Genomic DNA, 13,795 nt, shown 5'->3' with positions numbered 1-13,795 from the left:
CGTCTCCGGCGCTCAGTGGGCCGCAAAGGTCACACGGGCAGGCACTTCCTTGGACTCACCCAAGGTGCTCCACCAGGGCATCAGCAGGAAGAAGCCAAAGTAGAACAAAGTACCCACTTGCGACACACGCTCACCAATGGGGGACGGCGGCTGCACACCCAAGTAGGCCAGAACCACAAAGTTGATCACAAAGATACCGTACAAGTATTTGTGCCAATCGGGACGGTAGCGAATGGACTTGACCGGGCTGTAGTCCAGCCAAGGCAGGAAAAACAGGATGACCACAGCGCCACCCATCACCACCACGCCCCAGAACTTGGCGTCAATATTGAGCATGAGCACCGTTGCCACGATGGCAGCTCCCGCCAGCACGCCCTTGAAGATCGTGGGCATCTTGAACTTGTAGATGCTGAAGGCTGCAGCGCCCAGCACGCAGGCAATCAGTGCGTACATCATTTCACTGGTGATGGCACGCAGCATGGAGTAGAACGGCGTGAAGTACCAGACGGGGGCAATGTGGGCAGGTGTCTTCAGCGGATCGGCCGGAATGAAGTTGTTGTACTCCAGGAAGTAGCCGCCCATCTCTGGTGCGAAGAAGATGATGGCGGTAAACACCATCAGGAACATGCTCACCGCAAAGATGTCGTGCACCGTGTAGTAGGGGTGGAACGGCACGCCATCCAGGGGATGGCCCGCCGCATCGCGCGGGGCATTGGGGCCCTTGATTTCGATGCCATCGGGGTTGTTAGAACCCACGTCGTGCAACGCCAGCAAGTGCGCCACCACCAGCCCCAAGAGGACCAGAGGCACCGCAATCACGTGGAAGCTGAAGAAGCGGTTCAGGGTGGCATCGCCGACCACGAAGTCACCACGAATCAGCAAAGCCAAGTCTGGGCCAACCAAAGGCACAGCTGCGAACAAGTTCACGATCACTTGGGCGCCCCAATAGGACATCTGCCCCCAAGGCAGCAAGTAGCCCATGAAGGCTTCAGCCATCAGGCACAAGAAGATGGCACAACCGAAGATCCAGACCAGTTCACGCGGCTTGCGGTAGCTGCCGTAAATGAGGCCACGGAACATGTGCAGGTAGACCACCACGAAGAAGGCGGAGGCGCCTGTGGAGTGCATGTAACGGATCAGCCAACCCCATGGCACATCGCGCATGATGTATTCGACCGAGCCAAACGCCAGAGCGGCATCAGGCTTGTAGTGCATGACCAAGAAAATGCCAGTCACGATCTGGATCACCAACACCAAAAGGGCCAGCGAGCCAAAGATGTACCAGAAATTGAAGTTCTTCGGAGCGTAGTACTCCGACATGTGCACCTTGTAGGCATCAAAGGCAGTGGGGAACCGGTTTTCAAACCAGTTCGTGACCTTTTCGCCGGCTGAGGCGTTGGGAGAGATTTCCTTGAAAGTCGCCATGTTGTTCGTCCTCAGGCTTTCTTGTCTTCGCCGATCAGCAGCTTGCTGTCCGACAGGTACATGTGCGGCGGCACTTCGAGGTTGTCAGGCGCTGGCTTGTTCTTGAACACGCGGCCCGCCATGTCGAAAGTGGAACCGTGGCAAGGGCACAAGAAGCCGCCTTTCCAGTCGTCGGGCAGCGAAGGCTGGGCACCAATCTGGAACTTGTCGGAAGGCGAACATCCCAGGTGGGAGCAGATACCTACAGCAACAAAAAATTCTGGTTTGATGGAGCGTGCCTCGTTGCGAGCGTATTCAGGCGTCAGTTCATCAGGCTTGCGCTCCGACTTGGGATCCGCCAGCTGCCCGTCAATACCGGCCAACGCTGCCACCTGCTCTGGCGTGCGGCGCACAATCCAGACGGGCTTGCCGCGCCATTCAACGGTGACTTTTTCGCCGGGTTTAAGCTCCCCGATGTCCACCTCAACGGCAGCGCCGGCGGCTTTCGCGCGCTCGGACGGCTGGAAAGTGCTCACAAAAGGGATGGCGGTTGCGACACCGCCCACTGCACCAGCGCAGCCGGAAGCAATCAACCAAGTCCGTTTGCTGGCGTCGATCTTTTTGGTGTCGACAGGGGTTTCACTCATGAGAATCCTCAATGAACATCGCTAGTAGGGGTAAGCCGGGATTGTAGCTGACGGCAGTGGGGACATTCAATGCGGGGGTTGACGAAGCAGGCTTCCGTTGCCCCGGTTTTGTCGGTAATACTCAGCACCTTTCAACCAATGTGGAGCAACAAGCGATGGGAATGATTCAAGAATTCAAGGATTTCGCGGTCAAAGGCAATGTGATCGACCTCGCTGTCGGTGTGATCATTGGCGCTGCCTTTGGCAAGATCGTGGATTCGGTGGTGGGCGACTTGATCATGCCGCTGGTGGGTGCCGTCATCGGCAAATTGGACTTTTCCAATATGTTCTGGGTCTTGGGGGCCGTACCACCTGGCACCGAAACCACCCTGGCCGGACTCAAAAAAGCCGGCATTCCCGTATTTGCGTACGGTAGCTTCATCACCGTGGCCGTGAACTTTGCGATTCTGGCCTTCATCATTTTCCTGATGGTGAAGCAGATCAATCGCCTGAAGAAAGAAGCGCCCGTCGCCGCCCCCGCCCCAGTGGTCACGCCCGAAGACGTGCTGCTGCTGCGCGAAATTCGCGATAGCCTGAAAAAGTAAACACTCCCGACAACAAAGACGCTATAAATTCAATAGCTTCTTGCGCAACAAGGACGGGCTCTAGCGCCCGTTTTCTCTTATACGGCCGGAGAACATAGTTGGCGTGCCATGCGGATGGCCGCCAGCAGGCTGGACGGGTCTGCACGGCCCGTGCCGGCGATGTCAAACGCCGTGCCGTGGTCCGGGCTGGTGCGCACCAGCGGCAGGCCCAGCGTCACGTTCACCCCCTGCTCTACGCCCAAGTACTTCACGGGAATCAGCCCCTGGTCGTGGTACATGGCCACCACCACATCAAACTCGCCCGGATGCCCCGGCGCATGGCGGGCGCGCATGAATACGGTGTCGGGAGCAATCGGACCATAGACTTGGCAGCCTTGGGAACGCGCCGCCTCGATGGCAGGGATCACCGTATCCAGCTCCTCGCGGCCAAACAGGCCGCCCTCGCCTGCGTGGGGGTTCACTCCCGCTACCGCAATGCGCGGCGCGCGGCCCAATGTGCGTAGCAGTGCGGCATGGGTGATCAGAACGGTTTGCAACACGTTGTCCACGGTCACGGCGGCCAGTGCGTCGCGCAGCGAGACGTGGATGCTGACCAGCACGGTACGCAACTCATCGTTGGCCAGCATCATGCGCACGGGCATGGCGTCTACCGCCAAACCCGCGTGGCGGGCAGCGGCCGCCTGCAGCATCTCGGTATGGCCTGGGTAGGCGTTGTAGGGGGCGCCGGCGGCGGACAAGGCTTCCTTGTGCAGCGGCGCAGTTACCAGCGCAGCCACCTCTCCGCGCAATGCCGCATCCGCCGCCCACAGCACACAACGCCCGGCAAATTCACCGGCGGCGGCACTCACCTGGCCCCAGGCCACGGGCGCCAGCGCCTCGCCCACCTGCAGCACGGGCAGGCAGCGCGGGGGCAACTGCGCTACCTCAGCCGGAGTGGCGATCTGCACCACAGGCAGGGGCACCACGCCCTGCACCACGGCCAGCGCGCGGCGCATGGCCTGCACATCGCCGGCCACAAAACAGCCGCGCAGCATCTCAGGTTCACGCAAAAACGACTGGGCGACGATTTCGGGGCCAATGCCGGCGGCATCGCCCAGGGTGATGGCAATGGGGAGAACAGGGGTGCTCATGCGGGATTGTCGATATCGATGAAGGTGTGGGCCAGCCCCAGTTGCGCCGCCACATGGGCAGCGACGGCGGGCGCGCCATACCGCTCGCTGGCGTGGTGGCCACAGGCAATGTAGGCCACACCGCATTCACGGGCGTAGTGGGCCTGGGGCTCGGAAATCTCGCCAGTGATGAACGCATCGGCCCCGGCAGCAATGGCGTCTTCAAAGTAGCCCTGGGCGCCACCCGTGCACCAGGCAATGCGGCGCAGCGGCTGCGTACCGCCGGGCACCAGGGTGACGGTGCGACCGAGAGCGGCCTGCACATGCTCGGCCAACGCCTGCGCGGTGGCCAGGGCCGCAGGCGCAGCGCCCACAAAGCCCAGCTGCTGCTCGCCAAAACGTGCGTCCGCCTGCAGCCCCAGCACGCGGCCCAATTGCGCGTTGTTGCCCAGCTCGGGGTGGGCATCCAGCGGCAGGTGGTAAGCGAAGAGGTTGATGTTGTGCGCCAGCAGCAGGCCCAGGCGCTGGCGCATCCAGCCGGTCACCCGGCCGTCCTGCCCGCGCCAGAACAGGCCGTGGTGCACCAGAATGGCATCGGCATTCGCCGCCACCGCCGCTTCGATCAGCGCCAGGCTAGCGGTGACGCCGGATACCAGGGTGCGTACTTCGGCCCGGCCCTCCACCTGCAGGCCGTTGGGGCCGTAGTCTTTGAAACGCTCAGGTTGTAACAGCGTGTCCAGAGTAGATAACAAGGTGGTGCGGTCGGTCATGGCGGTACGCGGTAGGGTCAAGATGGCATTGTCGTTGAGGCGGTTGGTGGTGACTGGGGCTGCAGGTCGCTGTCGCAGCCCTGCCCGGCAGCCACCCAGCGCCCTGCCAGACGCGCCAGCATTGCAGCAGGCAAGGGTGCCAGCCATTGCAGCGCAGGTGGCAACGCGGCCAACACGACAGTGCGTGGCTCGGTGATGGCGCCGCAGCGGTACCGGGCCTGCACCCCATCCCAGCGCAGCGCCTCGCAAGCCCCGCGCCGCCGCCCCGACAACACCATGCCCACTGGGCAGGGCTGGGCCAGACAGCACACGCCGCAGCCATTGCAAGGCGCACCTTCTGGCGGCTTGGGCGGTGCAGCGGGATGGATGAGGATGGTTTGCATGGCGAGCGGCGTGGTGTGGCACTGTAACGCGCAGGCCATGCCGCCTACAATTTGCGCTGCGCGGCGCGTCGGTGTGCCGCCCCTGTTGGAAATTCCGATGAAACGTTTTTGGTTGCTGTTTTCCCAAACCACCACGGTGCTGCTTGCCGCCTACTTTGTGGTGGCCACCCTCAAGCCCCAGTGGCTGGGCCATGGCGCCAACACGGTAGACAGCGCCATCGCCCTGCTACAGGCCCCGCCCTCACAGCCGGGGGAGATTCCGCCTGGCAGCTACCGCCTGGCGGCACAAAAGGCTTCGGCCGCGGTGGTGAGCATTAACACCAGCAAGGCGGCGGCCAAAAACCCCAACGCCAATGACCCCTGGTTCAAGTTTTTCTACGGCGACCAGGGCAACGAGCCCCAAGGTGGCTTGGGCAGCGGCGTGATCGTGAGCCCCAGTGGCTACATCCTGACCAACAACCATGTGATTGAAGAGGCCGACGAGATCGAAGTGATCTTGAACGACAGCCGCCGCGTGGCCGCCAAGGTGATTGGCACCGACCCTGACAGCGACTTGGCCGTGCTCAAGATTGAGCTCGACAAGCTGCCCACCATCGTGCTGGGCAATTCCGACAGCCTGCAGGTCGGCGACCAGGTTCTGGCCATTGGCAACCCCTTTGGCGTAGGCCAGACTGTGACCAGCGGCATTGTGAGCGCGCTGGGGCGCAACCAGTTGGGCATCAACACCTTTGAGAACTTCATCCAGACCGATGCGGCCATCAATCCCGGCAACTCGGGCGGTGCGCTGGTGGACACCCATGGCAACCTACTGGGCATCAACACCGCCATCTACTCACGCTCGGGCGGCAGCATGGGCATTGGTTTTGCCATTCCGGTGGCCACCGCCAAGATGGTGCTGGACGGTATTGTGAAAGACGGCCAGGTCACACGCGGCTGGATTGGCGTGGAACCCAACGACCTCTCCCCCGAGCTGGCAGAGACCTTTGACGTGAAGGCCAAGGAAGGCGTGATCATCACTGGCGTGCTGCAAAACGGCCCAGCAGCCCAGGCCGGGGTGCGCCCCGGAGATGTGATCGTGAGCATTGCCGACAAGCCGATTGGCGACGTGACCCAGTTGCTGTCCATCGTGGCCTCGCTCAAACCGGGTGCCCCAGCCCCCTTCACCATCGAGCGCAAGAACCAGAAGATGGAGCTCAATGTGACACCGGGCGTCCGGCCCAAGCCAAAGGCGGCAGCACGGTAAGCACCCCCTACGCAGCCAGGCCAACAAAAAAGGCGACCCTCGGGTCGCCTTTTTGCTATGGTTTCAGTAGCTGCTCGCGCAATAAGCGCGGGGGCTAGAGGCCGATTTGGCTAAAAATCAGCCTATGGAGCGTCAGGTGTCGGGGCCTCTTCGGCAGGCGCCTGGGTGTGTTTGATAAAGATCTGCGCCGCCCAGATGCCGATTTCGTACAAGATGCACATCGGGATGGCCAAGGCCAGTTGGGACACCACATCGGGCGGTGTGACGATGGCAGCCACCACAAAGGCCAGCACGATGAAATAGCTGCGGAAGGCCTTGAGCTTTTCGATGCTGACGATGCCCATGCGGGCCAGCACGATCACCACAATCGGTACCTCAAACGCCAGGCCGAAGGCCAGGAACATGGACAGCACAAAGTCCAGGTACGACTCAATATCCGGGGTGGCCGCAATGCTTTGGGGGGCAAAACTCTGGATGAACTTGAACACCTGGCCAAACACAAAGAAGTAACAAAACGCCACGCCAATAAAAAACAACACGGTGCTGGATACCACCAGAGGCAAGACCAGCTTCTTCTCGTGGCTGTAGAGGCCAGGCGCCACAAAAGCCCAGACCTGCCACAGCACCACCGGCAGGGCCAGCAAGAAGGCTGTCATCAGCATGATCTTGAGTGGCACCAAAAACGGAGAAATCACCGAAGTGGCAATCAGTTTTCCGCCGGCCGGCAAAGTGGAAACCAAGGGCGCAGCCAAGATGTCATATAGCGCGGCCGGGCCGGGGTACAGCGCCAGCACGGCCAGGGCTACGCCCACGGCAATGGCGGCCTTGACCAAACGGTCGCGCAGCTCCATCAGGTGCTGCACAAAGGGCTGCTCCGTACCGGCGAGCTCGTCCTGCTTGTTGTCGTCAGATGCCATGGGGAGGAAGGGTAAACGGGTCAGCGCACGCGCGGCGGACGAAAGCGCGCCACACGGGCTGCGCCCGATTGCGCCCGGGTACGCACGCCATTGCGGGCCTTGTACCACTGAGGCATGGCGCCTTGCTTCAGGCGCCAGTTTTTGTTGGGATGTTTGTACTGGGGCGTTTCGGGCTCCAGCGCGGTGTCGGTGGCGTCGGTCCACGACTTTTCGAAGTCGCTGGCCTGCGTCTGAATGGAGTTCTCCACATCACGCGCAGCACCCTCCACCGTCTCTCGCATCTTCTTGAGCTCGTCGAGCTCCATGGAGCGGTTGACTTCGGCCTTCACGTCCGCCACGTAGCGCTGTGCCTTGCCCAGCAAGGCACCCACGGTGCGGGCCACTTTGGGCAGCTTTTCGGGCCCGATGACGATCAACGCCACCGCGCCGATCAGCGCCATCTTCGATATGCCGAGGTCAATCACGCCGTACTAACGCTTTAGTTCTTTTGCTTGGCTTCCACGTCGATCGTGGTTTTTTCCGAAGCGTTGGCCACTTGCTGTGCAGGGGCAGCAGGCTTGTCGTCAGCCGCTGGAGTCGACGCGTCCTTCATGCCATCTTTAAAACCCTTGACCGCACCACCCAAGTCAGAGCCCAAGTTTTTGAGCTTCTTGGTGCCGAACACCATGACAACGATCAAAAGAACAATAACCCAGTGAATCCAGCTGAAAGTACCCATGATTTACTCCTAACGATTTGTTGAATTCTAGTCGGCGCGGGCAAAGCCCTTTTTACTGCGCCGCCCTGCCACCTAACCTCGCGACCACGGACGCGGACCGCCCATGATGTGGAAATGCAAGTGGTGCACCTCCTGCCCGCCCTCGGCCCCTGTGTTGGTGACCAAACGGTAGCCGCCATCCGGATAGGGGTTGCACCCTTGCTCCAGCGCCAGCTTGGGCACCAGGGCCATCATGTGGCCCATCAGCGCCGCATGCTCGGGCCCAATTTGCGCCATGCTGGGAATGTGGGCCTTGGGAATCAGCAAAAAGTGCACCGGCGCCCAAGGGTTGATGTCGTGGAAGGCATAAACCTGCTCGTCCTCGTACACCGCTTTGGATGGGATCTGCTTGGCAATGATCTTGCAAAAAATGCAGTTGGCGTCGTGGCCCGGCGTGTGCGCACTCATGCACCGATCTCCTGGCCTTTGTTCATGGCAATGAAGCCGGTGATGATGCGGTACAAAAACCACACCGAAATCAGGGCCCAGGCAATCGCACCGGGGAAATACAGCAACAGGAACAGTGGCACGGTTACCAGATAGGCCACGCCCGCAATCACCACCGAGCGGATGCGCCAGCGGAAGTGCGATGCATGCCAAGTGCCTGCTGCGTCGGCGCGCTTGACCATGTCCAAAATCAGTGCCACCAGCAGCAGGGTCACGCCAAACTGACCACCCGGTATGAAGGCGCTGACCGCCACGATGAGGTGTAGCACGTAGCTAATGGTGCCCACGGTGTTGAGCGACTGCAGTTTTTGCACGCTGGGCACTTCGGCGGGGGTGGTGAAATCCTGGCTCATAGACACTCCTTCAGTGGGAATCGGCTTTGGGCTCGGCCTCGCGCGCAAGCACTTTGCGCAGGGCTTTTTCTTCCAGGCCGCTGGTGCCCACACGGCGCTCCAGCTCGGCAATCACATCCGCAGGCGACAGGTTGTAGTGCGACAGCGCCACCATGGTGTGAAACCACAGGTCGGCCACCTCGTAGACGATTTTGCTGGCATCGCCGCCGTGGTCGGCATCCTTGGCGGCCATGACCACTTCGGTGGCTTCTTCGCCAATCTTCTTCAGGAAGGCGTCGGGTCCCTTGTGCAGCAGGCGGGACACGTAGCTCGCGTCCGGGTTGCCACCATTGGCAACCTTGCGGCTTTCAATCACGGCAGCCAGGGCGGCCAGGGAGTCTTGAGAGGTGGACATGTTGATCAGTTGGGGAGAGAGCGAAAGATCTGTCCCGCAAAAATATTACTTATAGATGGACTCGGGATCTTTCAAGACCGGATCCACGGCTTTCCACTCGCCATTTTCCAGCACACTGAAGAAACAACTGTGACGGCCGGTGTGGCAGGCAATGCCGGGCTCGTGGCCCAGCTGGGTCACTTTGAGCAGAATCACGTCGTTGTCACAGTCCATGCGGATCTCGTGGACGGTTTGCACGTGGCCGGACTCTTCCCCCTTGTACCAAAGCTTGTCGCGCGTGCGGCTGAAGTACACGGCTCGGCCCAGCTCCACCGTCTTTTGCAGGGCCTCGCGGTTCATCCAGGCAAACATCAACACGTCGTTGGTGCCCTGCTCTTGTGCGATCACAGGCACCAAGCCCTTGGAGTCCCATCGAATGTGTTTGAGCCAGTTCATAGTGCAATTGTCCGTCATTGGTTGAGTGCAGACCCGCAAACCCAGAGGCATCGCGGAACCGGCTTTGCCGGGCCGCTGATGCTGCCCCGGCAGGGGGGAGGGCGCAGCGACACGAAGTGCGCGAAGCCTACGGGGGTTACAACCTCACAGGAATGCCACGCTCGGCCATGCGGGCCTTGGCCTGGCCTACGGTGTATTCACCGTAGTGGAAGATGCTGGCTGCCAGCACCGCATCGGCCCCACCCTGCTGCACGCCATCCGCCAGGTGGTCCAGGTTGCCCACGCCGCCGCTGGCGATCACGGGCACGCTGATGGCGTCGGCCACGGCCCGGGTCAACGCGAGGTCAAAGCCACTCTTGGTGCCGTCACGGTCCATGCTGGTCAGCAGGATTTCGCCGGCACCACGACGTGCCATCTCGGTCGCCCAAGCCACGGCATCCAGGCCGGTGTTCTTGCGGCCACCGTGGCTGTACACGTCCCAACCGGCACCACGGGTGGCGGCGTCTTCTTCGGAGCGGCGCTTGGCGTCAATGGCCACCACGATGGCTTGCGAGCCATACTTCAGCGACGCATCTTCAATGACTTGGGGGTTGGCCAAGGCGGCGGAGTTGAAGCTCACCTTGTCCGCACCCGCATTTAGCAGGCGGCGCACGTCTTCCACTACGCGCACGCCTCCGCCCACGGTGAGCGGAATGAAGACCTGGCTGGCCACGGCTTCGATGATGTGCAGGATCAGGTCGCGGCCATCACTGGTGGCGGTGATGTCCAGAAACGTGAGTTCGTCGGCACCTTGGTCGTTGTAACGCGCCGCGATTTCCACCGGGTCGCCCGCATCGCGCAGCTCCACAAAGTTGACGCCCTTGACGACTCGGCCGCCTGTGACATCCAGGCAGGGAATGATGCGTTTAGCTAACATGTGCAAACGCCCGGATTCAGCTGACTGGGTGTAGCTTCGCTGCCCCACCAAGGAGGAGACCGCCGGTTTTGGGACCTTCGCGGGTGGAATACCCAGTCCGCGGATCCCAAAAGCGTCTATCAACCATTCAGCTCATCCGCGCGCTCTTGCGCCTTGGCAAAGTCCAGGTCACCACTGTAAATCGCGCGGCCGCAGATCACGCCCTCCACACCTTCGTCTTCCACCGCGCACAGCGCTTCGATATCGGCCATGTTGGACAGGCCGCCGGAAGCGATGACGGGGATGGTGAGGGCCTGGGCCAGCTTGACGGTGGCGTCGATGTTGATGCCGGACAGCATGCCGTCGCGGCCAATGTCGGTGTAGATGATGCCTTCGACGCCGTAGTCCTCAAACTTCTTGCCCAGGTCGACCACGTCGTGGCGGGTGAGCTTGCTCCAGCCGTCGGTGGCCACCTTGCCGTCGCGTGCGTCCAGGCCCACGATGATGTGGCCGCCAAACGCGGTGCAGGCGTCCTGCAGAAAGCCGGGGTTCTTGACCGCAGCCGTGCCGATGATGACGTAGCGCAGGCCGGCGTCCAGGTAGCGTTCGATGGTGTCCAGGTCGCGGATACCGCCACCCAGTTGCACGTCGATCTCGTTGCCCACTTCCTTGAGGATTTTGCGGATCGCCATCTCGTTTTTGGGATGGCCGGCAAAGGCACCGTTCAGATCGACCAGGTGCAGGCGCCGCGCGCCTTTGTCCACCCAGCTGCGGGCCATGACCGCGGGGTCTTCGCCGAAGGTGGTGGATTGGTCCATATCGCCTTGTTTGAGGCGTACACAGTGGCCGTCTTTGAGGTCAATCGCAGGAATTAAAAGCATGGTGCTTCAGGGTTGGAGGGAAAAGAGAGTCGCGTTGCCAGATGCAGAAGTGCGGCAAGGATAAAGATTCAAGGATTCCAGTGCAGGAAGTTGCGGTACAGCGCCAGGCCATGCTCGGCGCTTTTCTCCGGGTGAAACTGGGTTGCGAAAATATTATCGCGTGCAATCGCTGCAGAGAAGCGTTGGCCATAGTCCGCCTCGCCCACGCTGTGGCGTGCATCTGACGGTTGGGCGTAGTAACTGTGTACAAAGTAGAAGTAGCTGCCGTCAGGCACCTCGCCCCACACCGGGTGACGGGTCGCGCCTGTCTGCCACACTTGGTTCCAGCCCATTTGGGGGACCTTGTATCGGCTGCCATCCGGCTGGGTTTGCCCCGCCAGATCAAACCTGACCACCTTGCCAGGAATGAGGCCCAGGCTGGGCGTGTTCTGCTCGTCGCTGTGGTCCAGCAGCATTTGCATGCCCACACACACCCCCATGAGTGGCTTGTGGGCGGCGGCGTGCATCACGGCGTCGAACATGCCGGAGTCGTGTAACTCGCGCATGCAGTCGCGCATGGCGCCCTGCCCTGGCAGCACCACGCGCTCGGCGTCCATCACCTCTTGGGCGGTGCGCGCCCAAACCACTTCCACACCCGCATCGGCGGCCACATGCATCACCGCCTGGGTGACAGAGCGCAGGTTGCCCATGCCGTAATCGACGACCGCGACCTTTTTCATGCTGCTTTCTTCATGCTATGGTTTTAGTAGCTGCTTGCGCATACGCCACAAGGTCTAGAGGCACATTTGGCTTGCATTCTAGAGCGTCCCCTTGGTAGAGGGGATCACGCCCAGGGCGCGCGGGTCAAACTCGATGGCTGCGCGCAGCGCGCGGGCAAAGGCCTTGAACACGGTCTCGGCCTGGTGGTGGGCGTTCTCGCCCTTCAGGTTGTCGATGTGCAGGGTCACCAGCGCGTGGTTCACAAAACCCTGGAAAAATTCGTGGGTGAGCTGGGTGTCAAACGCGCCGATCATGCCGCTCTTGAAGGGCACATCCATCTCCAACTGCGGGCGGCCGGAAAAGTCGATCACGACACGGCTCAGGGCTTCGTCCAGCGGCACGTAGGCATGGCCGTAGCGACGGATGCCCTTCTTGTCGCCCACGGCCTTGGCAAAGGCCTGGCCCAAGGTGATGCCCACGTCTTCCACGGTGTGGTGCCCGTCAATGTGCAAGTCGCCTTCGGCCTCGATATCGAGATCAATCAGCCCGTGGCGGGCGATCTGGTCGAGCATGTGGTCGAAAAAGCCGATGCCGGTGGACAGGCGGCTCACGCCGGTGCCGTCCAGGTTCACGCGCACGCGGATTTTGGTTTCCGCAGTGTTACGGGACACCTCAGCAATGCGGGGGGCCGCAGCAGCGGGCACTTCGGTAAGAGGGTAGTGGGGGGTGCTCATAAAGTTTCCTGCAGGGCCTTCAGCAAACGGGTGTTTTCGTCGGCCGTGCCAACGGTCAAACGCAAACATTGGGCCAGCAATGGGTGCATTTTAGAAACGTTCTTGACCAGAACGCCGCGCGCCTTGAGGCCGTCGAACACTTTTTGTGCAGGATCGCCCTCGCCAGCTAGGCGAATCAGCACCATATTGGCATCGCTGTCCCAGGCCTTGACGCGGGGCAGCTTGCGCAGCGCTTGCAAAAGGATGGCGCGTTGCGCACATATTTCGCGGGCTTGCGCCGCAAAAGCATCCTGATGCTCGAGCGCAAACAGCGCGCATTCGTAGTTCAGCACGCTCACGTTGTAAGGGGGGCGCACTTTGTCAATCTGCGCAATCAGTGCGGACGGCCCCATCATGTAGCCTAGGCGCACGCCCGCCAAGCCGAACTTGCTGAGCGTGCGCATCAGCAATACGTGGGCATTGTCCAGCGGCTGGGCCCGCATGTCGTCCAGCCAGGTGCGGCTGGAGAAGGGCTGGTAGGCCTCGTCCACCGCTACGATGCTGCCGGCCTCGCGGGCGGCCGCAATGACCGTGCGCATGTCTGCGGCATCCCACAGATTGGCGGTAGGGTTATTGGGGTAAGCCAAGTAGACGATAGCCGGCTGGGTGCGGGCAATAGCCTCCACCATGGCAGGCACATCCAGGGCAAAGTCGGCCGTCAGCGGCACGCCGCAGAAGTCCAGCCCCTGCAGGGCTGCGCTCATGGCGTACATCACGAAACCCGGTACCGGCGCCAGGATCACTGGCTTGGCTTGCCCCGGCGCTGGCGGCACGTCACAGGCCATGGCCAGCAGGCTGATGAGCTCATCCGAGCCATTGCCCAGCATGATGTCGCAGCCCGCAGGCATATCGGCATAGGCGGCCAACGCCTTGCGCAAGTCGTTGACACGACCATCGGGGTAGCGGTTCAGTGCCAGCGCGCCTAGGCGCTGCCCCAAGGCGGCCTGCAGTTCCGGCGGCAGGGAAAACGGGTTTTCCATCGCATCGAGCTTGGTCATGCCCTTGGACTCCTGCACCGCGTAGGCATGCATGCCCTGCACGTCCTGGCGGATACGGCGTGCAATCAGCGCGTTCAGGGTGGTGTCGACGGCAGAAGTCATGCGG

The 13,795-nt window shown here is 61.5% G+C and carries 19 protein-coding genes; 2 read left to right on the top strand and 17 right to left on the bottom strand.

The genetic code is table 11. The annotated features are described in order from the left end of the window. Positions 1-12: 12 nt before the first annotated feature. Together U5O12_RS03320 and petA are read right to left on the bottom strand one after the other, a co-directional pair. Positions 13-1,425 (bottom strand): cytochrome bc complex cytochrome b subunit, encoded by a 1,413-nt coding sequence (locus U5O12_RS03320; RefSeq protein ID WP_322577259.1) that lies wholly within the window; start codon positions 1,423-1,425, stop codon positions 13-15. A gap of 11 nt (positions 1,426-1,436) precedes the next feature. Further along, positions 1,437-2,051, bottom strand: coding sequence for a ubiquinol-cytochrome c reductase iron-sulfur subunit (petA, locus tag U5O12_RS03315; RefSeq protein ID WP_322577258.1), 615 nt, complete (start codon positions 2,049-2,051; stop codon positions 1,437-1,439). A gap of 155 nt (positions 2,052-2,206) precedes the next feature. Here petA and mscL point away from each other — a divergent pair, with 155 nt between their 5' ends. Continuing rightward, positions 2,207-2,635 carry a large conductance mechanosensitive channel protein MscL gene (gene mscL / locus U5O12_RS03310; RefSeq protein ID WP_322577257.1) on the top strand — a complete coding sequence of 143 codons (429 nt, stop codon included), beginning with the start codon at positions 2,207-2,209 and terminating at the stop codon, positions 2,633-2,635. Between the two features lie 77 nt (positions 2,636-2,712). On the opposite strand, the gene pdxA is transcribed toward mscL, so the two are convergent. The 3 genes from pdxA to U5O12_RS03295 are packed head-to-tail and all read right to left on the bottom strand — an operon-like array spanning position 2,713 to position 4,897. After that, positions 2,713-3,765 carry a 4-hydroxythreonine-4-phosphate dehydrogenase PdxA gene (pdxA, locus tag U5O12_RS03305; protein ID WP_322577256.1) on the bottom strand — a complete coding sequence of 351 codons (1,053 nt, stop codon included), beginning with the start codon at positions 3,763-3,765 and terminating at the stop codon, positions 2,713-2,715. Beyond that, positions 3,762-4,514, bottom strand: coding sequence for a Nif3-like dinuclear metal center hexameric protein (locus tag U5O12_RS03300; protein WP_322577255.1), 753 nt, complete (start codon positions 4,512-4,514; stop codon positions 3,762-3,764). The genes pdxA and U5O12_RS03300 overlap by 4 nt, the downstream gene beginning before the upstream one ends. A gap of 17 nt (positions 4,515-4,531) precedes the next feature. Then, the gene (locus U5O12_RS03295) at positions 4,532-4,897 is read right to left on the bottom strand and encodes a hypothetical protein (RefSeq protein WP_322577254.1); all 366 of its coding nucleotides are present in this window, start codon (positions 4,895-4,897) and stop codon (positions 4,532-4,534) included. Between the two features lie 97 nt (positions 4,898-4,994). Between U5O12_RS03295 and U5O12_RS03290 the strand changes: the two genes are divergently transcribed. Beyond that, positions 4,995-6,140, top strand: coding sequence for a S1C family serine protease (locus U5O12_RS03290; protein ID WP_322577253.1), 1,146 nt, complete (start codon positions 4,995-4,997; stop codon positions 6,138-6,140). Between the two features lie 122 nt (positions 6,141-6,262). Here the strand turns inward: U5O12_RS03290 and tatC are convergent, their stop codons facing one another. The 12 genes from tatC to hisC form a co-directional block, all read right to left on the bottom strand. Then, on the bottom strand, positions 6,263-7,057 hold the full coding sequence (gene tatC, locus U5O12_RS03285) for a twin-arginine translocase subunit TatC (RefSeq protein ID WP_322577252.1): 795 nt from the start codon (positions 7,055-7,057) through the stop codon (positions 6,263-6,265). Between the two features lie 20 nt (positions 7,058-7,077). Continuing rightward, positions 7,078-7,521 carry a Sec-independent protein translocase protein TatB gene (tatB, locus tag U5O12_RS03280; protein WP_322577251.1) on the bottom strand — a complete coding sequence of 148 codons (444 nt, stop codon included), beginning with the start codon at positions 7,519-7,521 and terminating at the stop codon, positions 7,078-7,080. A 14-nt stretch (positions 7,522-7,535) separates the two neighbouring features. Further along, the gene (gene tatA / locus U5O12_RS03275; RefSeq protein WP_322577250.1) at positions 7,536-7,775 is read right to left on the bottom strand and encodes a Sec-independent protein translocase subunit TatA; all 240 of its coding nucleotides are present in this window, start codon (positions 7,773-7,775) and stop codon (positions 7,536-7,538) included. Positions 7,776-7,847: 72 nt separating this feature from the next. After that, entirely contained in the window at positions 7,848-8,222 is a 375-nt protein-coding gene (locus tag U5O12_RS03270) for a histidine triad nucleotide-binding protein (protein WP_322577249.1), read from the bottom strand. Beyond that, positions 8,219-8,614 (bottom strand): hypothetical protein, encoded by a 396-nt coding sequence (locus U5O12_RS03265; protein WP_322577248.1) that lies wholly within the window; start codon positions 8,612-8,614, stop codon positions 8,219-8,221. The genes U5O12_RS03270 and U5O12_RS03265 overlap by 4 nt, the downstream gene beginning before the upstream one ends. A 10-nt stretch (positions 8,615-8,624) precedes the next feature. Further along, the gene (locus tag U5O12_RS03260; RefSeq protein ID WP_094482449.1) at positions 8,625-9,008 is read right to left on the bottom strand and encodes a phosphoribosyl-ATP diphosphatase; all 384 of its coding nucleotides are present in this window, start codon (positions 9,006-9,008) and stop codon (positions 8,625-8,627) included. A 45-nt stretch (positions 9,009-9,053) separates the two neighbouring features. Beyond that, the gene (gene hisI / locus U5O12_RS03255) at positions 9,054-9,461 is read right to left on the bottom strand and encodes a phosphoribosyl-AMP cyclohydrolase (protein WP_322577247.1); all 408 of its coding nucleotides are present in this window, start codon (positions 9,459-9,461) and stop codon (positions 9,054-9,056) included. Positions 9,462-9,579: 118 nt separating this feature from the next. Further along, on the bottom strand, positions 9,580-10,359 hold the full coding sequence (gene hisF, locus U5O12_RS03250; RefSeq protein ID WP_322577246.1) for an imidazole glycerol phosphate synthase subunit HisF: 780 nt from the start codon (positions 10,357-10,359) through the stop codon (positions 9,580-9,582). A gap of 119 nt (positions 10,360-10,478) precedes the next feature. After that, positions 10,479-11,219, bottom strand: coding sequence for a 1-(5-phosphoribosyl)-5-[(5-phosphoribosylamino)methylideneamino]imidazole-4-carboxamide isomerase (hisA, locus tag U5O12_RS03245; RefSeq protein WP_296466749.1), 741 nt, complete (start codon positions 11,217-11,219; stop codon positions 10,479-10,481). Between the two features lie 68 nt (positions 11,220-11,287). Continuing rightward, positions 11,288-11,938, bottom strand: a complete 651-nt coding sequence (gene hisH, locus U5O12_RS03240; RefSeq protein ID WP_322577245.1) for an imidazole glycerol phosphate synthase subunit HisH — start codon at positions 11,936-11,938, stop codon at positions 11,288-11,290. Between the two features lie 78 nt (positions 11,939-12,016). After that, positions 12,017-12,652 carry an imidazoleglycerol-phosphate dehydratase HisB gene (gene hisB, locus U5O12_RS03235; RefSeq protein WP_322577244.1) on the bottom strand — a complete coding sequence of 212 codons (636 nt, stop codon included), beginning with the start codon at positions 12,650-12,652 and terminating at the stop codon, positions 12,017-12,019. Then, positions 12,649-13,791, bottom strand: coding sequence for a histidinol-phosphate transaminase (gene hisC, locus U5O12_RS03230; RefSeq protein ID WP_322577243.1), 1,143 nt, complete (start codon positions 13,789-13,791; stop codon positions 12,649-12,651). Before hisC ends, hisB begins: the two co-directional genes overlap by 4 nt. Positions 13,792-13,795: the final 4 nt, after the last annotated feature.

It is taken from the genome of Rhodoferax sp. (genome assembly GCF_034519335.1).
Taxonomy (GTDB): Bacteria; Pseudomonadota; Gammaproteobacteria; order Burkholderiales; family Burkholderiaceae_C; genus Allorhodoferax.
The sequence above is the reverse complement of the archived record's forward strand: the minus strand, read 5'-3'. Positions and strand labels throughout refer to the sequence as shown.